Genomic DNA, 21,187 nt, shown 5'->3' on the forward strand with positions numbered 1-21,187 from the left:
AGGCGGAGTTCGAGAAGGCTTGCGCCGACAAGAAGCTCGCCCTCTACGAGCTCCCGCCCAAGAGCCCGAAGCTCAACGGCGCCGTCGAGCGCTGCAACGCCGCCTGGCGCTACGAATTCTACGCCGTCTACGACCTTCCCACCGGCGTCGACGCCCTCAACCCACACATCGACGCCTTCCAGAATCTCTACAACCACCACAGACCTCACGGAGCCCTTGCCGGGAGACCACCCGCCGCGTACCTCTCGGCCTGAGCTGACGGGAGCCCCGCCGCGTCTCATATGTGCTGACCCCGGACACGCACTTGCCCTTCCCGCCCGCGCCCCTTAACTGAGGCGCCCGATCCGTCATTCCCCGCACGAGACATCCCACCATGGTCGCCACGCATGCCGAGAGCCGCCCGCACGCGCCACTTCCGGGGGCGCGCGTCCTCGTCGTCGAGGCGCGCTACTACGACGGCATCGCCGACGCGCTGCTCGAAGGCGCCCGCGCGGCCTGCCTCGAGGCGCGCGCAGAGCCGGACGTGCTGACCGTCGACGGCGCGCTGGAGATCCCCGCCTGCGTCGCGATCGCCCTCGACGCCGCCGCCGCCGCGGGCCGGCCCTACGAGGCCGTGGTGACGCTCGGCTGCGTCATCCGCGGCGAGACCGCGCATTTCGACATCGTCGCGTTCGAGAGCGCGCGGGCGCTGATGGACCTCTCGGTCGCGCGCACGATCCCGCTCGGCAACGGCATCCTCACGGTGGAGGACGAGGCGCAGGCGTGGGCGCGCGCGAAGGTCTCGGAGATGGACAAGGGCGGGGGCGCCGCGCGCGCCGCGCTCGGGCTCGCCGCGGTCGCGCGCCGCCTGCGCGGGGAGGCCTGAGCCATGGCCAAGGACGCGACGAAGCCCAACCGCGCCGCCGCCCGCGCCGCCGCCCGGCTCGCGGCGGTGCAGGCGCTCTACCAGATGGACGTCTCCGGAAAGGGCGTGGTCGACGCGCTCGCCGAGTTCGAGGCCTTCTGGATCGGCCGTGAGGTCGAGGGCGTCGAGGCGGCTCCCTCCGACCTCGACTTCTTCCGTGACATCCTCCAGGGCGTCGTGCGCGAGCAGCGGCCCATCGACGTGAAGGTCGACACGGCCCTGGCCGCCAAGTGGCCGCTCAAGCGCGTCGAGGCCGTGCTGCGCGCCATCCTGCGCGCGGGCGCCTACGAGCTGATGTTCAGGAAGGACGTCCCCGCCCGTGTCGCGATCACGGAATACGTCGACGTGGCGCACGGCTTCTACGGCGAGGACGAGCCGGGGCTGGTCAACGCGGTGCTCGACGCGGTCGCCCACGAGGTGCGCGCGGAGGAGTTCGCCAAAGGGCGCTGACGACGGGCGCCGTGCGGGTCACCGGGACGGCACGGGCCGCGGCGAGTCCGTCGCCGGCGCGAGGGACACGATGCGCACGAGACGCGGCGCGCCGTCGGGGAGCGCCTGGCTGCACACCGAGGCGCGCTGGCGCCAGGGGCGCGGGTCGCAGGCCTCGGGAGACGCGACGAGGCGCGTCGCCGCGGGGCGATCGAGGGCGGTGCTCGGCGCCGCGGAGGCGGCGGCGTCCGGGGTCGCGGCGCGCAGCACGAGCACGGTCAGGCAGGCGAGCACCGCCGCGGCGCCCAGGCGCAGGAGGCGCCGCGTGCCGGGGCTGCTGCGGATCTCGCGCGAGGCGAACGGCGCGGCCGGGAGCGGGCCGGGCAGGACGGCGAGGCGGTTGCGCGGGCGGGTCATGGCGGGCTCCGAGGGTGCGTGTCGTGGTCTCGGAGGCTTCGTCGGGCGCGCGCGGGAAAAGGTTCGATCCGCTCGCGCCTACGCGCACAGCGGGTAGGCGACGACCGGCAGGCCGGTCCAGAGCGTCGCGACCAGCGCGGCGAGCGTCAGGACGAGGGTCGCCCGGGCGAGGAGCGCCGGCGTGGGCTCCGGCACGCGCCGCGCCGCGGGCAGGGCGCGGCGGGTCGCGAGCGCGAGCCATGCCAGGACGACCACGTGCAGCGCCCAGACGACGACCAGCGCGAGCCGCAGGGCGCTCGTCGGCCCCAGCGCCCGCGCCTCCCATCCCCAGGCGCAGCCGAGCGCGTGGACGCCGTAGAGCACGAGGAAGGCCGACGACCAGACGAGGAAGCCGGCGACGAGGCCGATCAGGCCCTGCGGTCGCGCGAAGAGGCTCATCGCAGCGCCTCCGGCGCGAGGAAGGCGAGCGCCAGCGCCACGAGCCCCGTCGCCCCGGTGTAGAGCTGCCACAGGCTCGCGACCTCGACCGGCAGGCGCCGCACGGACGAGGCGTAGCCGCGCAGCAGCTGCGCGAGCGCGAAGAGGCTCGCGACGAGCCCGATCAGCACGTGCAGCGCGCCGTAGGCGAGGAGCGCGCCCACCACCGCATCGTGCGCGTGCGCAGCCGGGGCGAGGCCGGTCGCGATCCAGGCGAGCGCCGCGAGCGCCGCGAGGCTCGCCGCCGCCGACAGGGCGAGGAGGCCGTCGCGGGCGACCGTACGGAGCGGGCCGCCGCGCCGGTTCGCCAGCGCCGCCGTCGGCGCGGCGACGCCCGCGACCGCGACGGAGACCGCGGCGACGATCCCAGCGGTTTCCGAGAGGAGAGGCGGGCTCGCTGCCGGCCAGGCGGCGGCGAAGGCGGCGAGGAAGACCGTGCCGAAGGCGAGCGAGGCGAACAGGATCGCGTCGGCGAGGAGGAGGAAGACGAGGCCCCACCAGGCGGGCGGGCGCGCGGACGCGACGTGGAGCGGCAGCCGCACCCCGCGCCCCGCGTCCTCGGGCGGCGGGTCCGCCGGCGCCGCGTCGCTCGCCGCCCAGCGCCAGGCGAAGACGAGGGTGAGGACGAGCCCCGCCGGCGCGAGCCAGTAGAGGCCGGCCAGCATCGCCCCGAAGAAGACCGCGAGCGCGAGCGCGGTCCACAGCGGCGTGTAGTCCCGGTTCGGCAGGACGAGGATCTGCTCGGGCTCGGCCTCGACCATGGAGACGCACAAGGTCTCCAGGCGCCCCTCGCGCACGCGCCCGAGATAGCCCTCGCCCGCGGCGAGGCATTGCGGCAGCGCCGGGTCGGCGTGGAGCGGATCGCGGTGCGAGACGTGCGGCAGGCTCGCGAAATTGTAGGGCGCCGGCGGCGTCGGCATCGCCCATTCGAGCGTGCCGGCATTCCACGGATCGCGGCGGAAGGACCGGCCGTGGCGCAGCTGCAGGAAGATGTCGAGCGCCACGAGCGCGAAGCCCGCGGTCAGCACGAAGGAGCCGATCGAGGAGACGAGGTTCGGCACGTCCCAGCCGAGTCCCGGCGCGTAGGTGAAGACGCGCCGTGGCATGCCGAGGAGCCCCGTCCAGTGCATGACGAGGAAGGTGAGGTTGAAGCCGGCGAAGATCAGCCAGAAGGCGGTCTTGCCGACGCCGAACACGGGCAGACGCCCGCTGGCCTGGGGCAGCCAGTAGTACAGGCCGGCGATCGCCGGCAGCACGAAGCCGCCGATGAGGACGTAGTGCAGGTGCGCGACGACGAAATGGGTATCGTGCACCTGCTCGTCGAACGGCACGACCGCCACCATCACGCCGGTGAGCCCGCCCGCGACGAAGACGAAGAAGAAGCCCAGGATGTAGAGCATCGGCAGGGTCAGCACCGGGCGACCCTTCGCCAGCGTCGCGAGCCAGGCGAAGATCTGCACGGCCTGGGGGACGGTGACGAGCAGCGACGCCGCCGAGAAGAAGGCGAGCGAGAGCCGCGGCAGGCCCGTCGCGAACATGTGGTGCACCCACAGGCCGAAGGAGAGGAAGCCGACCGCGACCACGGCCGCCACGACCCAGGAATAGCCGACGATCGGCCGGCGGGCGAAGACCGGCAGGACGGTGGAGATCACGCCCGCCGCGGGGATGAAGATGATGTAGACCTCGGGATGGCCGAACAGCCAGAACAGGTGCTGCCACAGGAGCGGGTCGCCGCCGCGCTCGGGGTCGAAGAACGGCCAGCCGAAGGCGCGCTCGACCTCGAGCAGGATCGAGCCGAGGATCAGCGGCGGGAAGCCGCCGAGGATCATGAAGGCGGTCACGAGGAGGTACCAGGCCATCAGCGGCATGCGCCCGAGGGACATGCCCGGCGCGCGGACCTTGAGGATCGTCACCACGATCTCCACCGCGGCGGCGATGGCGGAGACTTCGACGAAGGTGATCCCGAGCAGCCAGACGTCGGCGCCGATGCCGGGCGAATAGGGCTTGGTCGTGAGCGGCGTGTACATGAACCAGCCGCCGTCGGGCGCCGCGCCGAAGACGATCGAGCCGAGCACCGTGGTGCCGCCGAAGAGATAGCACCAGTATCCGAAGGCCGAGAGCCGTGGGAAGGCGAGGTCCCGCGCTCCCAGCAGCTTGGGCAGGAGGTAGAGCGCCATGCCCTCGATGAAGGGGATGGCGAAGAGGAACATCATCACCGTGCCGTGGGTGGTGACGACCTGGGCGTAGGCCTCCGGCCCGAGCACGTCGTTGCCCGGCAGCGCGAGCTGCGTGCGCACCAGCATGGCGAGGATGCCGGCGGCGACGAAGAACACGAGCGCCGTGAGCATGAAGCGCCGCCCGACGATCGTGTGGTTCACCGCCGCGAGGCGCGGCAGGCCCGGCGGCGTGTCCCACACCTCCGCGAGTGCGCGGTGGAGCCGGATCGCCCGCGCGCGGCGGGCGGCGACGATCGGGTCCGTCATCGGCGCGCCTCCCGGGCGTGCTGCTCGGCGAGCCGCGCGAGCGCGTCCGCGTAGGCTGTCTGCTCGTGCGCGACCACCTCGAAGGTCATGCCCGCGTGCCCGAGCCCGCAATACTCGGCGCAGACCGCGCCGTAGACGCCGGGCTCCTCGGCGAGGATCGTGATCGTGTTGACGCGCCCGGGGATGGCGTCGCGCTTGCCGGCGAGCCGCGGCACCCAGAAGGAGTGGATCACGTCCGCGCTCGTGATCGCGACCTCGACCTGTCGGCCGGCGGGGACGTGCAGGCGCCCGTCCAGCGTCAGCGGGCCTCCGGGCGCGTCGGGATGCGTGAAGCTCCAGTGCCATTGCCGCGCCAGCGCCTCGACGCGCACCGGCGCCTCGCCCGTGCGGGCGGCGTCGTCGATCGGATCGATGGCGAACGCCCAGGCGAGGAGCGCGAGGAGCGTCACGAGCGGGAAGGCGAGCCCGCCGCCCCAGAGCCAGACGCCGTCGGCCGGTGCGCGGGATGAAACCGCCGCGCCTCTGCGGGCTTGAAGGAACGGGATCACCGCGAGCAGGCACACGCCCACGAGGATGAGCGTCGCGCCCGCGAGCATGATCCACCACAGGGTCGCGACCCGGTCCGCCGCCGGCCCCGCCGGGTCGAGCGTGGAGAGCGGCCCCGCGCACCCCGCGAGCGCGGCCGCGGCCGCGATTGCACCGACCCGAGCGACCGAGGAGCCTCCATGCGTCCCCACCGATCCAACGCCACCGACACGACTCTGGGCGAGCCCGATGCGATCGGCGATCTCGACAGCCGCGTGGCGCTCTTCGGCCACCCGGTCCACGCTATGCTCGTCGCCTTCCCGATCGCCGGGGTGTTCTGGGTCGCGGGCTCGGACGCCGCCTATTGGTGGACGCTCGATCCGTTCTTCGCGCGCGCCGGGCTGTGGGGCGCGGGCGCGGCCTTCGTGATGGGCTGCGCCGCTGCGCTCTCCGGCTTCGGCGAGATGATGCTCGTGCCCGGCGCCCGCCGCCGCGCCGCCGGCTGGACGCACGGGGTGATCGCCATGACCCTGGTCGGCGTCCTCGCGCTGAGCTGGGCGCATCGCATCGACGACCACGTGGCGGCCGTGCTGCCGTGGGGGCTCGCCCTGTCGGGGCTGCAGCTCGTCCTCGTCGGCTTCGCCGGCTGGCACGGCGGCAAGCTCGTGTTCGAGCACCGTTTCGGCATCGCCTCGCCGGAGGACGAGCAGGAGGAGGGTGCCGGCGGCGGCGACGTCGCCCGGGAGCCGTGAGAACAGGTCCCGGAACACGCTCTCCGGGAACCCCTCCGGCCGGCCCTCGCGCAGGAAGGCGGGGAACACGTCCGCCCCGATCTCGGGCTTGCCCAGCACGAAGCCGAGCACGGCCGAGACGAGGACGATCGCCCCCGTCACCATCGCCGCGCGGCCCGCGGGTCCGGGCTCGAAGCGCTTGCTGCGACGCGCCAGCCCATGCCCGATCAGCATGTGGAGCAGCCCCATGCCGCCCACGGCGGTGAGCTTCGCCGCGAGCCAGGGGGTCTCCCACGAGGCCACGAAGACGAGCGCCGTCCCCGTCGCCACGGTGAAGACCGCGGCGGGCGAGACGACGATCTCGAAGGCGAGGCGCGTGAAGCGCATGCGCCGGGCATACTCGCCCTCGTTGGGTTCCGTGCGCCCCCCGATCAGTGCGGGAAGCGCGACGAGCCCCGCCGCCCAGAGCGACAGGAAGGCGATGTGGGCGGCCTTGAGCCAGATCTCGAGCATGCGTGTCCGGAACGTGAGCGGTCCCCCGGACAATGTTCCGGGCGCCCCGGCCGTTCCGCCCCGTGAGCCGGGGCGGGCGGGATCCTCAGCCGAGGACCTCTATGCGCACCTGCGCGGTGCCGCTCGCGATCATGCCGACGGCCCGGGCGGCGCCGCGGGAGAGGTCGATCTCGCGCCCGCGCACGAAGGGGCCGCGATCGGTGATGCGCACGACGATGGACTTGCCGTTGGCGACGTTGGTCACGCGCACCTTCGTGCCGAAGGGCAGCGTCTTGTGGGCGGCGGTGAGCGCGTCCATGTCGTAGCGCTCGCCGCTGGCGGTGCGCCGGCCGTGGAAGCCCGGGCCGTACCAGGACGCGTGCACCGTCGCCGCGTGGATCGCGCCGGCGGCGCCGCCGACGGGATGGGCCTGTGACTGAGGCGCGAGGAGGGGGGTGGAGAGGAGAGCCGTCGAGAGGAGGGCGGCTGCCGCCGCGTGCCGGATGCGCGTCATCGTATCGTTCGTCGCCGTTCGCTAGGGGGCTTCATCGGGTGCCTTGCGGCGTGCCCCTATGACGGTTCGTTCCGGGCGCGAATGCGGTCCGTTCGGGATCCCTCGGGGCCATTTCCGGGCAGGCCCGTCACATTTCGCGAACGGCCGCGGTCTCGGCGGGGGAGGGGGCCGCGGCGGCGGCGCCCTCCAGCAGCGCGAGCGACGGGGTCAGCGCGAGCAGCGTGCGGGAATATTCCGCCCGCGGCCCGGCGAAGAACGCCTCGCTCTCCCCCGCCTCGACGAGGCGCCCGTCCTTCATCACGGCAATGCGGTCGGCCATCTGGCGCACGACCGCGAGGTCGTGGCTGATGAACAGGATCGAGAGCGCGAAGCGCTCCTGCAGGTCCTTCAGGAGATTCAACACCTGCGCCTGGATCGAGACGTCGAGCGCCGACGTCGGCTCGTCGCACACGAGCACGTCCGGCCGCGCGAGGAGCGCGCGGGCGATGGCGATGCGCTGGCGCTGGCCGCCGGAGAACTGGTGCGGGTAGCGCTCCGCCGCGTCCTCGGGCAGGCCGACGAGGGCGAGCATGGCGCGGGCGAGCCGATCCCGCGCCTCGGCGTCCGGCTCGATCCGGTAGAGCGCGAGGGGCTCGGCCAGGATCGCGCCGATGCGGCGGCGTGCGTTCAGCGACGAGTAGGGGTCCTGGAACACCATCTGGATCGCCCGCCGTGCCGGATGCGACCGCGGCCGCGAACGGCCCGGCGGCAGCATCGCACCGTCGTGCCGCATCGTGCCCCCGGTCGGCTGGACGAGCCCCATGATCGCCTTCGCCAGCGTCGACTTGCCCGAGCCGCTCTCGCCGACGAGGCCCAGCACCGACCCGCGCGGCAGCGCGAGCGAGACATCGGTGACGGCCCGGATCGGCTCGCCCTTGCGGAACAGGCCGCGCCGGGGGCCGTCGAAGGCGACGCGGAGGCCCTCGACCGCGAGCGCTTCCGCGGCGGGCGGGGCGGCGGTGGCGTCGCGGTGCGCCCGCAGCCAGCGCTCCGCCGCGTCCGCGGCGTCCGGCCGCACGATCGCCGGCGCGCCGTCGATCGCGACGAGCGGGAAGCGGTCGAGCCGGCGCTCGAGCCGCGGGACGGACGCCATCAGGCTTCGCGTGTAGGCCGCCTGCGGCCGGCCGAGCACCGCGCCGGTCGGGCCGGCCTCGACCACGCGGCCGTGGCGCAGCACGGTGACGCGGTCGGTCACCTGCGCGATCACGCCGATGTCGTGGGTGATCAGCACCATCCCGAGGCCGCGCTCGTCCACGAGCCGCCGGATCAGCGCCAGCACCTGCGACTGCACGGCGACGTCGAGCGCCGTCGTCGGCTCGTCGGCGACGACGAGCTCGGGGCGCGTGCACAGCGCGAGCGCGATCGCCACGCGCTGGCGCATGCCCCCGGAGAACTGGTGCGGATAGGCCGCCATCCGCCGCTCGGCGTCGCGGATGCCGGTCTCGGCGAGGAGCGCGGCCGCCCGGGCCCGGGCGGCCCGGTCCCCGAGATCCGGCTCGTGGGCGAGGATCGTCTCGACGAGCTGCGCCTCGATGGTCATCAAGGGGTTGAGGCTCGTCTGCGGGTCCTGGAAGATCATGGAGATCCGCTTGCCGCGCGCAGCGTGGCGCGCCGCCGGCGGGAGCGCCAGGAGGTCCGTCTCGCCGAGGCGGATCGCGCCGGCCGCGACGCGGCCCGGCTCGGGCAGAAGGCCGGTGATCGCGGCGGCGATGGTCGACTTGCCGGCCCCGCTCTCGCCGACGAGGCCGTGGATCTCGCCGGGCGCGACCGACAGGCCGACGTCCTCGACCGCGCGCAGGACGCCGCGCCGGCCGGGGAACTCCACCGTGAGTCCTTCGACGGCGAGCATCAGCGCAGCCTCGGATTGAACACGTCGCGCAGGAAGTCGCCGAGCACGTTGATGGCGACGACGAGCACGACGAGGAAGGCGGTGGGCACCCACAGGATCCACCACTCGCCGGAGAGCAGGAACTGCATCCCGATGCGGATCAGCGTCCCCAGCGAGGGCGCGTCCGCCGGCAGCCCCACGCCGAGGAAGGAGAGCGTGGCTTCCAGAAGGATCGCCGAGGCGAGATCGACGGTGGCGATGACCAGCAGCGGGCCGACGACGTTGGGCAGGATCTCCACGGCGAGGATTCGCGCCGGATGGACGCCCATGGCGATGGCGGCCTGGACGTAGTCCTCGTTCCTGGCGCGGAAGGTCGAGGCGCGGGCCGTGCGGGCGAAGTTCACCCACAGCGACAGGCCGATGGCGACGATCAGCACCGCGACGCGGGTCTCCTCCTGCGCGTCGCGCGGGAGCACGCCGCGGGCGATGCCGTCGATCAGGAGCGCGGTGAGGATCGCCGGAAGCGCCAGCTGCACGTCGGCGATGCGCATCACGACGGCGTCGAAGCGCCCGCCGATCCACCCCGCGGCGAGGCCGAGGCCGACGCCGAGCACGGCGGCGAAGGCCATCGCCGAGAGGCCGATGACGAGCGAGAGCCGCGCGCCGTGGAGGATGGCGGAGACCATGTCCCGGCCCTGGTCGTCCGTCCCCAGCAGGAAGCGCGGGTCGGCGCCGTCCTGGAAGGCGGGCGGGCGCAGGGCGTCGACGAGGCTGAAGCTGGCGAGGTCGTAGGGGTCGGTCGGCGCGATCCAGGGTGCGAGCGCCGCGCCGGCGAGGATCACGATCGCCACGAGGGCGGATGCGATCACGAGCGGGCTGCGCGCGAGGAGGTGCAGCGCGTCCGAGTCGCGGATGAGTGCGCGCATGTCAGGCCGCTCCCGTGACGCGAATGCGCGGGTCGATCGCCGCGTAGAGGAGATCGACGAGGAGGTTGATCGCGACGAAGACGAAGCCGATCAGCACGAGGTAGACGGCCATGACGGGGATGTCGACGAACCGGATCGACTCGAGGAAGAGGAGCCCGAGTCCCGGCCACTGGAACACGCTCTCGGTGACGATCGAGAAGGCGATCACCCCGCCGAACTGGAGCGCGACGATGGTCACCACCGGCACGAGCGTGTTGCCGAGCGCGTGCCGGTAGTGGATCGACGTGAGCGGCAGGCCGCGCGCCAGGGCGAAGCGGATGTGGTCCGTGCGCATGACCTCCATCATCTCGGCGCGCACGAGCCGAAGGGTCAGCGTGAGCTGGTAGAGGCCGAGCGTGATCGCGGGGAGGATCAGCGCGCGCCAGCCGTCGACGGTGAGGAGCGAGGTGCGCCAGGGGCCGATCTCGACCGTGCTGCCGCGTCCGAACGTGGGCAGCCACCCGAGCTGGACGCCGAACAGGAAGATGAGCAGGATGCCGATGACGAAGGTCGGCACCGAGACGCCGATCAGGGTGCCGATCAGAAGCGCCTGTGTGGCGGGAGAGCGGGGCTTCAAGGCGGCGTAGACGCCGCCGGGCACGCCGACGACGAGCGAGATCAGGAGCGCCACGAAGCCGAGCTCGAGCGTCGCGGGGATGCGCTCGGCGATCATCGCGCCCACCGGCTGGCGGGTGCGGTAGGAATAGCCGAAATCGAGGGTGACGAGGTCGCCGACGAAGCGGGCGAACTGGACAGGGACGGGGTCGGTGAGCCCGAGCTCCACCCGCAGCCGCTCCATGTCCTCCGGCGCAGTCTCGACGCCGGTCATCTGCGAGACCGGGTCGCCAACGAAGCGGAACAGCGCGAAGGCCAGCGCCGCGACGGCGAGCATCACGAACAGGGACTGGACGAGCCGCCGGGCGACGAAGGGGATCATCGCTCGGCGCTCTCGTGCGCGAGCCGTGGCAGCGTGGAGGTGCTCTGCGGGCGCGCCGAGCCTTCTCCTCCCCTGGAGGGGAAGGAGAAGGCTCGGCGAAGCCGAGACGGACGGGGGGCGCGGGACGCGCGTTCGGCGAAGCCGAAACAGTGCAGGGCTGGACGGCGCAGGGGAGCCCGAATTCCGCTACGCGGAACACGCCTTCGGCGTGCCCCATCCGTCCCGCCGCTGCGCGTCGGGCCACCTTCCCCTACAGGGAAGGAGCGGGAAGGGGCCGCGGACGGCTCGGGAGCGGGCAAGTCAGTTCACCCGCACCCAGCGCAGCATGAAGAAGTTGTCCGGCCGCTGCACCAGATCGATGTCCGCCTTCGCCGCCCAGATCAGCGGCTCGACGTAGAGCGGCACGTAGGCGACCTGCGCCTGCAGGATCGCGGCGACCTCGTCGAGCATCGCTTGGCGGGCGGCGGGGTCGAGCTCCTGCTGGATCAGCGGCAGGAGCTCGTCGACGCGCGGGTCGGAGTAGCCGCCGAAGTTCCACGAGCCGACGCGGGTCTCCTCGTTCGGCGTCGCCGCGAGGAAGCGGATCGGGTGCTCGGCGTCGAACGTGCCCGGCGACCAGCCGAGCAGGTACATGTCGAAATTGTCGGCGCGCAGCTCCTCCCAGTAAGTGCGCACCGGCATGACGGTCAGCTCGGCGTCGATGCCCACGCGGGCCAGCATCGAGGCGATCGCCCGGCACACGGCTTCGTCGTTGATGTAGCGATCGTTCGTGCACATCAGACCGAAGGAGAAGCCGTCCTCGTATCCGGCTTCCGCGAGGAGCGCGCGGGCGCCCGCCTCGTCGAAGCCGACCGGTGCGTCGTTCGCCTCGGAATAGCCGCTCAGGCCGGCGGGCAGGAGCTGGCTCGCAGGGGCCGACTTGCCGCGCATGATGACGCGCCCGATCGTGTCCACGTCGACGGCGAGCGCGACCGCCCGGCGCACCCGCGCGTCGAGGAAGGGGTTCGGCGCACCGGCGTCGGCGCCGTACTTCAGCACCTCCCGGTCGTGCCCGAAGCCGAGCATGATGACGCGCGTCTCGAGCCCCTCCAGCACCTGGAAGCCCTCACGTCCCTCGACCTGGGCCACGTCCTGGAGCGGGATCGGCGAGATCATGTCGATCTCGCCCGAGAGCAGCGCCGCGAGCCCCGTCGCGGCGTTGCCGATCGGCGTGTAGATCGCCTCGGTGACGTTGTGCTCCGCGTCGTCCCACCAGCCGTCGAACGGCGCGAGGCGGGTCTCGATGCCGGGATCGCGGGAGACGAGGCGGAACGGGCCGGTGCCGTTGGCGTCGCGCGTGGCGGCGTTCTCCGCGTCGCGCGCGGGGCGCACCGCCTCGTTCGCCTCGGTCCAGCCGCGGTCCATGACGAGGAAGTTCGCGATCGAATCCGGGAAGAGCGGGTTCGGCGCGCTCGTGACGAAGTCGATCGTCAGGTCGTCGACCACGCGCACCCCGGTGACGGGCGCGAACCAGGAGCGCACATCGCTCTCTTCCGACGCGGCGCGCTCGTAGGAGAACAGCACGTCGTCGGCGGTGAAGGCCGCGCCGTCGTGGAAGGTGACGCCCTCGCGGAGCGTGAAGCGCCAGCCGTGCTCGCCCTCGAGCGGAGCCCACCCGGTGGCGAGCGAGGGCTCGATCGCCATCTCGGCATTCCGGCGCACGAGGCCTTCGTAGACGTTGTTGAGGAAGGACGTCACCGGCGCCGCGTTGACGGCGTGCGGGTCCATCGTCTGCGGATCGGTGGCGCTCGACCAGCGGAAGGTCTCGGCGGAGGCGGGGAGGGTGCAGGCGAGGCCCGCAGAGGCGAGGGCGGCGAGCTGCAGGATGGGACGCATGGGGGCCTCCGGCCGTCATTTCACGCTCGTGTGCGTGAATTCAAGAATTCCCATGCACCCTGCACCAATTCCACGGCTGCGCCAATCGGTCCGCCCGCCGCAACGGCAGCGCTCGCGAGAACGTGTTCGGCGGCGTTCCTGCCGGCTCAGCCGCGATCGCGTTCGGCGCGCAGCCGCTTGATGCGGTCGAGCACCGACTTCGGATCGTAGGGCTTCGGCAGCGTGGGGCCCTGCTCGCAGATTTCGGAGGCCTCGTCGACGGCCGTCTCCAGGCTGCCCGCGAGGACCACGGCGATGTCCGGGTGGGTCGAGGCGATCCAGGCGCGCAGCGCGAAGGCGTTCTCGGGGCCTGGCAGGCGGGCGTCCACGAGGGCGATGTCGATGCCCAGCGTGGTCTCTGCGAGGAAGGTGCGCGCCTCGACGGCGCTCGAGGCTTCCACGACCTTCAGCCCGCAGTCGCGCAGGAACTCCGCGAGGTTGTGGCGCACGATCACGTCGGCGTCGACGACGAGGACGGTCTGCATGGTGACGATCTCCCGGCTGGAACGGTTCAGGTCCCCGAACCATCCAGCTCCAGGAGACGTTCCAGCGCGGCCCGGATCGTGCCGCTGGAGACGGGCTTGCGGAAGAAGGCGTCGGCACTCGCGGCCTCGGCGATGGCCGAGCTGAGGTGGCCCGACACGACGACGATCGGCAGCGTGGCGGCGCGGCTGCGGGCCTCGCGCGCGAGCTCGAGCCCGTCGATCGCGCCGGGTGTGCGCACGTCCGTGACGATGGCGTCGACCGGCAGTCCCGACCGAAGCACGTCGCGCCCCTCCTCCGCGGTGGCGCAGGCGACGACCGCATACCCCGCGTCCCGCAGCGTGTCCTCGAGGTCGAGGCGCACCAGCGGCTCGTCCTCGACGAGAAGGACGGTCGTGCTCCGCTCCGCTGCGCGCTCGGACAGGGGCTCGATCATAGCGGCTGGGCCATGGGAGGAACTGCTCCGGTGTCGATCATGGCCGACGCGACTAGGGGTACGTCGCGACGGGGGCGGCATCCTGCCTTCACACCGCACGCGACCAGATAATGCGCTTGCGCGCAAGTCGTTCCGCGGCATCATCCACGGATGATGCCGCGTATCACGCGTCCGTGATACGTACCGGAACGGCCACGCATCCTCCGCGTTCCTCTGGGAGCTGCGAAGGAGGTGCCGTCATGCGCAGGAGATCCATCGTCGCCCTGCTCGTCTACCTTCCGACCAACGCGGTGCTCTTCGGGCTGGGCGCCGTGACCATCCTCCTCGTGCCGGCGCTGAACGCGCGTGCGGACGTGCTGTTCCCCGTCGTCGTCGTCGCGAGCTTCGTCCTGGCGGCGCCGATCGCCTGGGCGCTCGCGCCGCGCCTGCAGGCGCGCGCGTTCCGCCGGGGGGCGGGCCCACCGGACGACGCGCCTTCCGCCGGAGGCGTCGCGAAGGGTGGCGGGGCTCGGCGGGACTGACGGAGCGCGGCGGCCCCGCGGCGACGCGCCGCACCGAGGCTGGCGCAACCCGGCAAAGCTTGCTACTCTCGCGCGTGGACGTCACGCGAGGAGGGACACGCATGGCCGCGGAGAAGAGACCGAAGGCGAAGGACCCCGGGGAGAAGGTCGCCGCGGCGGACGCGCCTCGCGTGCACCTGATCGAGACGGACGATCCCGAGCCGGCGCTGCGCCTCAAGCCGGGCATGCGCTTCGAGGTCCGGGCGACGACCGTCGTCGACCCCGAGCTGAAGCCCGTGAAGAAGAGCGCCGCGCGCCTGTGCGGCGGCACCAACACGTGCCTCGCCCTGATCGAGGTCTGACGCGGGGGAGCTCGATGCCGCCCGCGCCGCGTTCCACCGCCCCGCGGGAGGCCGAACCGGCGCCCGCTCCCCCGCCGGCCCCCGCGTTCGGCCCGGCGCTCGTGCCCTCGCGCTTCCTCGTCGCGGTGAGGGAGGCGGCCGAGCCGCTGCGGGTGGCGCTGTTCAGCACCGCGACCGGCGCGCTCACCGTGCTCGACGGAGTCGCCGCGGACGCGCTCGCCGATGCGTTGTACGCGCCCGGCCTCCTCGTCGCGGAGGGCGACCTCGCCCCCGCGCTCCTGTCCACCTTGCGTCGCGGCGGCGTCCTCGTGCCGCAAGGGACCGACGAGCTCGCGCCGATCCAGGAGCGCTACCGGCGCGCGCGGGGCGAGACGCCGGTGGTCCTCACCGTCACCACGACGATGGACTGCAATCTCGGCTGCTACTACTGCTACGAGGCCCGCAGCGGCGCGCGCCTGGAGACCCGCGACATCGGTGCGATCGTCGCGCTCGCGCGCGAGCGCCTGGCGCTGGGCCCGCACCGCGCCCTGCACGTGGACTGGTACGGCGGCGAGCCGCTGCTCGAGCGCGGCTTCGTCGAGGCCGCCTCGCGAGCCCTGCAGGACGCCTGCGCGGCCGACGGCGTGCGCTACGTCGCCTCGATCATCTCCAACGGCACCGACTGGCCCGAGGACGTCGAGGCCTTCGTCGCGCGCCACCGCATCCGGCAGGTGCAGATCTCCTTCGACGGCATGCAGGCGAACCACGACAAGCGCCGTCGCTGGCGTCGCGGGCGCGCGCCACAGCAGGGGCCGGCCTCCACCTTCGCCCGCGCCGTGGCCCTGGTGGACAGGCTCGTCCGCGTGACCCGGGTCGACGTGCGCTTCAACGTCGATGCGGGCAATCGCGACGACGTCCTGCCCTTCGTCGCCTTCGCCCGCGCCCGCGGCTGGTTCGACGCGCCGGTGCCGGCCGTGTTCCAGCCGGCCCGGCTCGCCTCCTACTCGGAGACGTCGCGCTTCATGCGCCGCCGCGAGCTGCCGCTCGCGGACTTCGACGCGATCCGCGCGGAGGTGCGGGCGGCGCTCGACGGGGTCGCCGTGGTGGAGGAATCGGAGGTGCCCGACGGCTTTCCGCATCCGAAGACGTCGGTCTGCGCCGCGCTCGCGCACGGCTCCGCGGTCCTGGGCGCCGACGGGCTCGTCTATCGCTGCGGGCTGCAGGTCGGCGAGGCGGGCCGGGCGGTCTCGGCCATGCCGGGACGAAGCGGCGGGTCCGCGCGGGTCGGCACGGATGCCGGGTTCTGGACCGATTTCGACCCGACGCAGGCGCCGACCTGCTCGGCCTGCACGTTCCTGCCGATCTGCTGGGGCGGCTGTCCCAAGAAGCACCTGGAGGGCGACCGACACGCGCTCGACGAGCAGGGGCGCTACTGGCGCACCAACCTGCCGCGGCTCGTCGCACGGGCGGCGGGCTTCGCATCCGGCCCGGCGGAGGACGAGATCCCGCTCGCGGTCCAGTTCCGCGCCCGACCGGGCCTCGCCGAGGCGCGCGGCAGCGACGCGCGCGGCTGACGCGAACGCAGCGGCTCACCGGCCGGGAGAGGAAGGCGGCGCGCCTCGCGGCGACGACGTGGGGCCGCTCGCTGCTCACCCCACCCGCGTGGCCCGCTCCAGCCGCGGGACCGCATCGATGAGCGCGCGCGTATAGGGGCTCGAGGGGGCAGCGAAGACCGTGTCGACGGGGCCTGCTTCGACGATCCGGCCGTGCTGCATGACGGCGATGTCGTCGGCGATGTGGCGCACGACGGAGAGGTCGTGCGAGATGAAGAGATAGGCGAGGCCCAGCCGCTCCTGGAGCGCCAGGAGCAGGTTGAGGATCTGCGACTGGATCGAGACGTCGAGCGCCGAGACCGCCTCGTCGCAGACGATCACCTCGGGCTCCAGCGCGAGAGCCCGGGCGATGACGACCCGCTGGCGCTGGCCCCCCGAGAAGTCCCGGGGCAGGCGCGTCGCGGCGCCGGGCGAGAGGCCGACGAGCTCGAGCAGCTCGGCGACGCGGTCGGCGCGGCTCGCACGCGTGCCGATGCCGTGGATGCGCAGGGGCTCGGCGATGCAGTCGCCGACCCGCATGCGCGGGTTGAGAGCGGAGGCGGGGTCCTGGAAGACGATCTGCATGCGCCGCGTGGCCTCGCGCGCCTGCGCGTCCGTCATCGTCGCGCGGTCGATCCCGTCGATGGCGACACGCCCGCCGGTGGGGCGCTCCATGCCCATGACCGCATAGCCCGTCGTCGACTTGCCCGATCCGGATTCGCCGACGAGCGCCAGGGTACGCCCGCGACCGAGCGTGAAGCTGACGCCGTCGACCGCCCGGACCACGTCCGTCGTGCGACCGAACAGGCCCTTGCGGACGGGGAAGTGGACCTCGAGATCCTCGACGAGGACGAGCGGCGTCTCGCCGGCGGGCGACGGGCTCATGCGGCGATCTCCGGGACGCGGTCGGTATGCCAGCAGGCGGCGCGCTGCCCGGGCGCGCCGACGGGGTCCAGCGGCGGCGCCTCGGCGCGGCAGCGGTCCGTGGCGAGCGGGCAGCGCGGGGCGAAGCGGCATCCCCGGGGCCAGCCCGCGACGTCCGGCACCGAGCCGGCGATGGCCGGCAGCGCCACCTTGCGCGCGCCGACGAGCCGCGGGATCGTGCGCATCAGGAGCGCGGTGTAGGGATGGCGCGGTGCGGCGAAGACGTCGGCGACGCGTCCCGTCTCGACGACTCGCCCGGCATACATCACCGCGATCCGCTCGGCCGTCTCTGCGACGACACCCATGTCGTGGGTGATGAGCAGCACGGCGGCGCCCGTCTCCGCGCGCAGGTCCGCCATCAGACGCAGGATCTGCGCCTGGATCGTCACGTCCAGCGCCGTCGTCGGCTCGTCCGCGACGAGGAGCGAGGGGCGGCGGATCATCGCCATGGCGATCATCACCCGCTGGCACATGCCCCCGGAGAGCTCGAACGGGTACTGATCCACCCGCAATTCCGGCTTGGTGATGCCGACATGGTCGAGCATGGCGACGGCGCGCTCGCGCGCCTCCCGCGGGGAGACGGGCCCCGCCAGCGCGAGCGCCTCGGCGATCTGGCCGCCGACCGTCATGAGCGGATCGAGGGAGGCGACCGGCTCCTGGAAGATCATGCCGATGCGTCCGCCGCGGATGCGGTTCATGGCGCGCTCGGACATCGTATCGATGCGCTCACCCGACAGCCGGATCTCCCCGCCCACGCGCCGGGCGGCCTCGGGCAGCAGGCCGATCAGGGCGAGCGCCGTGAGGCTCTTGCCGCAGCCCGATTCGCCGACGAGGGCGAGGGTCTCGCCCGGTGCGATCGCGAGATCGATGCCGTCGACGACGTCGGTCTCGCCGATGCGCACGCGCAGATCTGCGACCTCCAGGACGGGCTCGATCGCCTCGCTCACGAGGAGGCCTCCTCCGCCGGCACTGCCGCGGACCAGGGGTGGTTCGGGTGCACCATGCCGTGCAGCGTGCCGTTCGGTCGGCGCTCGACGGCGCTCGGGATCGCGAACTGGACGGGGTAGAGCACGTCGTCGACGACATCGACGTCGTGGCTCCGGGCGATGCGCCCGGCGGTGTCCGCCGGCGCGCGCCGGTCGACCTTGATGCGCGGCGCGGAGGCGTCGATCCGCGGCGTCGAGAGCGCACGGCCCAGATCCATGCCGAAATCGAGGCGGAAGGACAGGAGCTGCACGAGGGAGGGCATGATCTGCCGCCCGCCGGCCGCGCCGATGGCGACGACGCCGCCCTCCCTCGTCTCGCACAGGAGCGGGCACATGTTGGCGAGGGGCCGCGCGCCGGGCGCGATGGCGTTGGGCGTCCCCGGGCGCGGGTCGAACCACATCATGCCGTTGTTCAGGAGGATGCCGGTCTCGGGCGAGGTCACCTTCGAGCCGAAGCGCGAGAGCAGCGTGTTCGTCAGCGAGACCACGTTGCCGTGGCGGTCGACCACGCTCAGATGGCTCGTGCAGCCGGGATCGACGCCGTGCCGACCGGCATGGCCGACCGTGGTGAGGCGATCGGCGTAGGCGGCGCGGATCGCGTCGGCGTAGGCGGCGTAGTGCTGCGCGCGTGGCGGCTCGCCGGGGTCGCCGGCGAAGGCGGCCTCGCGCGAGAGGCGGCCGAGCACGTCGCAGAGCGCCGGGCCGCCGGTGAGGCCCGGCATGGCGAGCACACGCGCGCCGCGATAATCCTGCGACAGCGGCGTCACCCAGCGGGCACGGTAGCCGGCGAGGTCGTCCATCGTCATCCGCCCGCCGAGCGCCGCCATGTCGGCGACGAGCGCGCGCGCGATCTCGCCCTCGTAGAAGTCCCGCGCCCCGGCCTCGGCGAGGCGCCTCAAGGTCGCGGCCTTCTCCGCCATCGGCAGGCGGATGCCGGCGCAGCTCTCGGGCAGGCGCGGGGCCTTGCCGTCGCGCAGCAGGAGGCGGGTCGAGGCCTCGTTCGTGAGGAGGTTGTCGGCGTCGATCGAGAGGCACAATTCGGCGAACCAGTCGACCTCGAGCCCCGCCTCGGCGGCCTCGATCGCGGGCGCCAGCGCCTCCGCGAAGGAGAGCGTGCCCTTCGCGGCGAGCGCCTCGGCGAAGCCCGCGACGGCGCCCGGCACGCAGATCGAATGGACGCCGATCCGGTTACGGTTCTCGGCGACGGAGGGCCAGTCGAACCAGTTGCCCTCGCTGCGCGTCGCGAGCGGGTAGTCCGCGGGGTCGATGCCGCCGGGCGAGACCATGGCGAAATCGAGCGCCGACACCTCGCCGCTCGCGCCGTCGCGGTGCAGCAGGAAGCCGCCGCCGCCGATGCCGCTGAGCCAGGGCTCGACCACCGAGAGGACGAGCGCCGTCGTCACCGCGGCGTCGATCGCGTTGCCGCCGCGGGCCAGCACGGCGGCGCCTGCGCGCGCGGCCGTCACATGCTGGGCCGCGACCATGCCCTCGGTGCCGGCGACGAGCGCCTTGTGGGTCGTCCAGGTCGTCGTCATCGGGCGGATCTCCGTGTGACGGGGCTTGCCGCGATCGCGGCGGCGGGCGCGTCGAGCCCGCTCTCGACGGCGTAGATCCCCGCATTGCCGCTCTCGACGTGCCAGCGCGCGATCTCGCCCGCGGTGGCGATCCAGACATCGTCCCGAGCTGCGACGTGGGCGAGGACCCGCTCCAGCATGGCGACGCGCTGGGCCCGCCCGGAGATCCAGGGATGGATCGTGATCATCAGAAGCTGGCCGTAGGCGCGGCCCGCCTCGAACTCCTCGATCCAGGCCTCGCCGACATCCGCGGCGCGGGCGGGCGGCCACTTGTCGACGCCGCCGCCGAAGAAGCGGAAGAACACGGCGTCGTCGATCTGCCACTGCACCGGGATCTCGACGAGGCCGTCGATCTCGTAGGGATGGTCGAAGCCCGACAGCGAGCTGTCGTAGGCGATGGCGCGCACCTTCAGCGCGTCGATCATGCCGGGCGTCAGCTCCCAGGCGGGCGAGCGGAAGCCCGCCGGACGGGCCTTCGTCTGCGCCTCGAACACGGCGAGAGACCGGTCGAGGGCCTCCTCGAACTCCGTCTGCGTGGTCTCCGCCACGATCTCGTGGAGATGACCGTGGAGCCCGACCTCGTGCCCGCGCTCGACGAGGGCCGGGAGGATCTGCGGATGCAGCTCGGCGACGACCGAGGGCGTGAAGAAGGTGCCCCTGATCTCCAGCCGGTCCAGCATGTCGAGGATGCGCCACAGGCCCTCGCGCGGGCCGAAGCGGCGCTGCTCGAGCAGCGCGAGGTGCCGGGGCAGGCCGGCGCGGTGCGTCCAGAGATAGGGCGCCTCGGCGTCGACGTCCGCGGTGAAGCACAAGGCCGAGCGCTTGCCGTCCGGCCAGCGATAGGGAGGGGCGCGCATCCTAGAGGGCCTTCTTCTTGTCCTGGTGGACGACGAGGGAACCGATGGAATTGCCGCCGTCGACGGCGATCGTCGCGCCGGTGACGTAGGCGGCCGCCTCGCTGGCGAGGAACATGATGGCGGCGGGCGCGTCCTGCGGCTCCGATCCGCGCCCGAGCGGGATGCCGGCGAGCACGGAGGTCACGTGCGCGTCGGTGAGCGGGCTCGCCGTCGAGCCCGGGGCGAAGCCCGGCTCCACCGCGTTGACGCGGATGCCGTACTCGGCGAGTTCGAGGGCGAAGCCCTTGGTGAGCCGGTCGAGCGCGGTCTTCGAGATGCAATAGGGTGCGACCGAGGCCCGCATCTTGCGGGAGGCGCCCGACGAGATCATCACGATCGAGCCACGCACGCCCGCGGCGATCATCTGCCGGGCGACGCCGCGGGTGAGGATGAAGGGCGCGCGCAGGTTCACGTCGAAGATGCGGTCCCACTCGGCGCCGTCGATGTCGAGCAGGAAGCCGCTCGGGTAGATTCCGGCATTGTTGACCAGGATGTCGGCGGCGCCGAATTCCCGCGCGATCGTCGCGAGCAGGTCCTCGATCGAAGCGTCGTCGGACAGCTCGGTGCGGTGGGTGATCACGCCCGCTCCCAGCGCACCGGCGAGCGCCTGGAGCGCCGCCTCGTCGCGGTCCGACAGGAGGAGGCGTGCGCCCGCGGCGTGGAACGCCTCCGCGATCCAGCGGCCGAACACGCCGGCGGCGCCGGTGAGGACGACGCGCCGGCCCGTGAAGTCGAGGTCCTGGAGCGGGTGCTTGGTCTGCATGAGTGAGGCTCGCGATGGGAGGGGCGGCGGAGGCGCG

General features: G+C 73.0%; 23 protein-coding genes and 1 pseudogene. 7 read left to right on the forward strand and 17 right to left on the reverse strand.

Annotation, left to right across the window (positions count from 1 at the left end):
• From G407_RS28970 to nusB, 3 genes are all read left to right on the forward strand, one after another.
• On the forward strand, positions 1–254 hold a 254-nt coding region (locus G407_RS28970; protein ID WP_043540270.1), incomplete at its 5' end, for an integrase core domain-containing protein.
• A 119-nt stretch (positions 255–373) separates the two neighbouring features.
• A complete protein-coding gene (gene ribH, locus G407_RS0120260; RefSeq protein WP_029032288.1) occupies positions 374–865 on the forward strand; it encodes a 6,7-dimethyl-8-ribityllumazine synthase in 492 nt (163 codons plus the stop codon).
• A gap of 3 nt (positions 866–868) precedes the next feature.
• Complete coding sequence (gene nusB, locus G407_RS0120265; protein ID WP_029032289.1) at positions 869–1,354, forward strand: transcription antitermination factor NusB; 486 nt, start codon at positions 869–871, stop codon at positions 1,352–1,354.
• An 18-nt stretch (positions 1,355–1,372) separates the two neighbouring features.
• On the opposite strand, the gene G407_RS0120270 is transcribed toward nusB, so the two are convergent.
• From G407_RS0120270 to coxB, 4 genes are all read right to left on the reverse strand, one after another.
• Positions 1,373–1,750 carry a hypothetical protein gene (locus tag G407_RS0120270; protein ID WP_029032290.1) on the reverse strand — a complete coding sequence of 126 codons (378 nt, stop codon included), beginning with the start codon at positions 1,748–1,750 and terminating at the stop codon, positions 1,373–1,375.
• 78 nt (positions 1,751–1,828) lie between these two features.
• The gene (locus tag G407_RS0120275) at positions 1,829–2,188 is read right to left on the reverse strand and encodes a hypothetical protein (protein ID WP_029032291.1); all 360 of its coding nucleotides are present in this window, start codon (positions 2,186–2,188) and stop codon (positions 1,829–1,831) included.
• Entirely contained in the window at positions 2,185–4,710 is a 2,526-nt protein-coding gene (gene ctaD / locus G407_RS0120280; RefSeq protein WP_043540271.1) for a cytochrome c oxidase subunit I, read from the reverse strand. Before ctaD ends, G407_RS0120275 begins: the two co-directional genes overlap by 4 nt.
• Positions 4,707–5,447, reverse strand: a complete 741-nt coding sequence (gene coxB / locus G407_RS28975) for a cytochrome c oxidase subunit II (protein ID WP_052341663.1) — start codon at positions 5,445–5,447, stop codon at positions 4,707–4,709. Before coxB ends, ctaD begins: the two co-directional genes overlap by 4 nt.
• Between coxB and G407_RS28980 the strand changes: the two genes are divergently transcribed.
• The gene (locus G407_RS28980; RefSeq protein WP_084327678.1) at positions 5,436–5,987 is read left to right on the forward strand and encodes a DUF2231 domain-containing protein; all 552 of its coding nucleotides are present in this window, start codon (positions 5,436–5,438) and stop codon (positions 5,985–5,987) included. The genes coxB and G407_RS28980 overlap by 12 nt on opposite strands.
• Positions 5,988–6,197: 210 nt before the next feature.
• Here G407_RS28980 and G407_RS32895 read toward each other — a convergent pair.
• The 8 genes and pseudogenes from G407_RS32895 to G407_RS0120325 form a co-directional block, all read right to left on the reverse strand.
• Positions 6,198–6,479 (reverse strand): annotated as a pseudogene (locus G407_RS32895) (CopD family protein); the annotation flags it as partial.
• 85 nt (positions 6,480–6,564) lie between these two features.
• The gene (locus tag G407_RS28985; protein ID WP_084327674.1) at positions 6,565–6,972 is read right to left on the reverse strand and encodes a septal ring lytic transglycosylase RlpA family protein; all 408 of its coding nucleotides are present in this window, start codon (positions 6,970–6,972) and stop codon (positions 6,565–6,567) included.
• Between the two features lie 127 nt (positions 6,973–7,099).
• A complete protein-coding gene (locus G407_RS28990; protein WP_052341665.1) occupies positions 7,100–8,860 on the reverse strand; it encodes a dipeptide ABC transporter ATP-binding protein in 1,761 nt (586 codons plus the stop codon).
• Positions 8,860–9,765, reverse strand: a complete 906-nt coding sequence (locus tag G407_RS0120305) for an ABC transporter permease (protein ID WP_029032293.1) — start codon at positions 9,763–9,765, stop codon at positions 8,860–8,862. Before G407_RS0120305 ends, G407_RS28990 begins: the two co-directional genes overlap by 1 nt.
• A 1-nt stretch (position 9,766) precedes the next feature.
• On the reverse strand, positions 9,767–10,741 hold the full coding sequence (locus G407_RS0120310; RefSeq protein WP_029032294.1) for an ABC transporter permease: 975 nt from the start codon (positions 10,739–10,741) through the stop codon (positions 9,767–9,769).
• Between the two features lie 300 nt (positions 10,742–11,041).
• Entirely contained in the window at positions 11,042–12,616 is a 1,575-nt protein-coding gene (locus G407_RS0120315) for an ABC transporter substrate-binding protein (RefSeq protein ID WP_029032295.1), read from the reverse strand.
• 146 nt (positions 12,617–12,762) lie between these two features.
• Positions 12,763–13,140, reverse strand: coding sequence for a response regulator (locus G407_RS0120320; protein ID WP_043540272.1), 378 nt, complete (start codon positions 13,138–13,140; stop codon positions 12,763–12,765).
• Positions 13,141–13,166: 26 nt separating this feature from the next.
• Positions 13,167–13,574 (reverse strand): response regulator, encoded by a 408-nt coding sequence (locus G407_RS0120325; protein WP_043540273.1) that lies wholly within the window; start codon positions 13,572–13,574, stop codon positions 13,167–13,169.
• Between the two features lie 239 nt (positions 13,575–13,813).
• Between G407_RS0120325 and G407_RS28995 the strand changes: the two genes are divergently transcribed.
• From G407_RS28995 to G407_RS0120340, 3 genes are all read left to right on the forward strand, one after another.
• On the forward strand, positions 13,814–14,095 hold the full coding sequence (locus G407_RS28995; protein WP_245259140.1) for a hypothetical protein: 282 nt from the start codon (positions 13,814–13,816) through the stop codon (positions 14,093–14,095).
• Between the two features lie 101 nt (positions 14,096–14,196).
• Positions 14,197–14,436 (forward strand): hypothetical protein, encoded by a 240-nt coding sequence (locus tag G407_RS31875; RefSeq protein WP_029032298.1) that lies wholly within the window; start codon positions 14,197–14,199, stop codon positions 14,434–14,436.
• Between the two features lie 14 nt (positions 14,437–14,450).
• Entirely contained in the window at positions 14,451–15,989 is a 1,539-nt protein-coding gene (locus G407_RS0120340) for a radical SAM/SPASM domain-containing protein (protein WP_029032299.1), read from the forward strand.
• A 75-nt stretch (positions 15,990–16,064) separates the two neighbouring features.
• Here G407_RS0120340 and G407_RS29000 read toward each other — a convergent pair whose 3' ends face one another.
• Genes G407_RS29000 through G407_RS0120365 form a run of 5 tightly spaced genes read right to left on the reverse strand, consistent with a single transcriptional unit; the run spans position 16,065 to position 21,150 of the window.
• Positions 16,065–16,892 carry an ABC transporter ATP-binding protein gene (locus G407_RS29000; RefSeq protein ID WP_052341667.1) on the reverse strand — a complete coding sequence of 276 codons (828 nt, stop codon included), beginning with the start codon at positions 16,890–16,892 and terminating at the stop codon, positions 16,065–16,067.
• Positions 16,889–17,878 carry an ABC transporter ATP-binding protein gene (locus G407_RS0120350; protein WP_245259141.1) on the reverse strand — a complete coding sequence of 330 codons (990 nt, stop codon included), beginning with the start codon at positions 17,876–17,878 and terminating at the stop codon, positions 16,889–16,891. The genes G407_RS29000 and G407_RS0120350 overlap by 4 nt, the downstream gene beginning before the upstream one ends.
• Positions 17,875–19,452, reverse strand: a complete 1,578-nt coding sequence (locus G407_RS0120355; RefSeq protein WP_029032301.1) for a gamma-glutamyltransferase family protein — start codon at positions 19,450–19,452, stop codon at positions 17,875–17,877. The genes G407_RS0120350 and G407_RS0120355 overlap by 4 nt, the downstream gene beginning before the upstream one ends.
• A complete protein-coding gene (locus G407_RS29005; protein ID WP_052341668.1) occupies positions 19,449–20,348 on the reverse strand; it encodes a polysaccharide deacetylase family protein in 900 nt (299 codons plus the stop codon). Before G407_RS29005 ends, G407_RS0120355 begins: the two co-directional genes overlap by 4 nt.
• 1 nt (position 20,349) lies before the next feature.
• The gene (locus tag G407_RS0120365) at positions 20,350–21,150 is read right to left on the reverse strand and encodes an SDR family NAD(P)-dependent oxidoreductase (protein WP_029032302.1); all 801 of its coding nucleotides are present in this window, start codon (positions 21,148–21,150) and stop codon (positions 20,350–20,352) included.
• Between the last annotated feature and the right edge of the window lie 37 nt (positions 21,151–21,187).

Origin of the sequence: Salinarimonas rosea DSM 21201, from assembly GCF_000429045.1 — a bacterium.
GTDB lineage: Bacteria > Pseudomonadota > Alphaproteobacteria > Rhizobiales > Beijerinckiaceae > Salinarimonas > Salinarimonas rosea.

Bases quoted from the DNA above. Each gene is read 5' to 3' on its own strand.
- ribH (WP_029032288.1), top strand. From the start codon at position 374: ATGGTCGCCACGCATGCCGAGAGCCGCCCGCACGCGCCACTTCCGGGG.
- nusB (WP_029032289.1), top strand. From the start codon at position 869: ATGGCCAAGGACGCGACGAAGCCCAACCGCGCCGCCGCCCGCGCCGCC.
- G407_RS0120270 (WP_029032290.1), bottom strand. From the start codon at position 1,750: ATGACCCGCCCGCGCAACCGCCTCGCCGTCCTGCCCGGCCCGCTCCCG.
- G407_RS0120275 (WP_029032291.1), bottom strand. From the start codon at position 2,188: ATGAGCCTCTTCGCGCGACCGCAGGGCCTGATCGGCCTCGTCGCCGGC.
- ctaD (WP_043540271.1), bottom strand. From the start codon at position 4,710: ATGACGGACCCGATCGTCGCCGCCCGCCGCGCGCGGGCGATCCGGCTC.
- G407_RS28980 (WP_084327678.1), top strand. From the start codon at position 5,436: ATGCGTCCCCACCGATCCAACGCCACCGACACGACTCTGGGCGAGCCC.
- G407_RS28985 (WP_084327674.1), bottom strand. From the start codon at position 6,972: ATGACGCGCATCCGGCACGCGGCGGCAGCCGCCCTCCTCTCGACGGCT.
- G407_RS28990 (WP_052341665.1), bottom strand. From the start codon at position 8,860: ATGCTCGCCGTCGAAGGACTCACGGTGGAGTTCCCCGGCCGGCGCGGC.
- G407_RS0120305 (WP_029032293.1), bottom strand. From the start codon at position 9,765: ATGCGCGCACTCATCCGCGACTCGGACGCGCTGCACCTCCTCGCGCGC.
- G407_RS0120310 (WP_029032294.1), bottom strand. From the start codon at position 10,741: ATGATCCCCTTCGTCGCCCGGCGGCTCGTCCAGTCCCTGTTCGTGATG.
- G407_RS0120315 (WP_029032295.1), bottom strand. From the start codon at position 12,616: ATGCGTCCCATCCTGCAGCTCGCCGCCCTCGCCTCTGCGGGCCTCGCC.
- G407_RS0120320 (WP_043540272.1), bottom strand. From the start codon at position 13,140: ATGCAGACCGTCCTCGTCGTCGACGCCGACGTGATCGTGCGCCACAAC.
- G407_RS0120325 (WP_043540273.1), bottom strand. From the start codon at position 13,574: ATGATCGAGCCCCTGTCCGAGCGCGCAGCGGAGCGGAGCACGACCGTC.
- G407_RS28995 (WP_245259140.1), top strand. From the start codon at position 13,814: ATGCGCAGGAGATCCATCGTCGCCCTGCTCGTCTACCTTCCGACCAAC.
- G407_RS31875 (WP_029032298.1), top strand. From the start codon at position 14,197: ATGGCCGCGGAGAAGAGACCGAAGGCGAAGGACCCCGGGGAGAAGGTC.
- G407_RS0120340 (WP_029032299.1), top strand. From the start codon at position 14,451: ATGCCGCCCGCGCCGCGTTCCACCGCCCCGCGGGAGGCCGAACCGGCG.
- G407_RS29000 (WP_052341667.1), bottom strand. From the start codon at position 16,892: ATGAGCCCGTCGCCCGCCGGCGAGACGCCGCTCGTCCTCGTCGAGGAT.
- G407_RS0120355 (WP_029032301.1), bottom strand. From the start codon at position 19,452: ATGACGACGACCTGGACGACCCACAAGGCGCTCGTCGCCGGCACCGAG.
- G407_RS29005 (WP_052341668.1), bottom strand. From the start codon at position 20,348: ATGCGCGCCCCTCCCTATCGCTGGCCGGACGGCAAGCGCTCGGCCTTG.
- G407_RS0120365 (WP_029032302.1), bottom strand. From the start codon at position 21,150: ATGCAGACCAAGCACCCGCTCCAGGACCTCGACTTCACGGGCCGGCGC.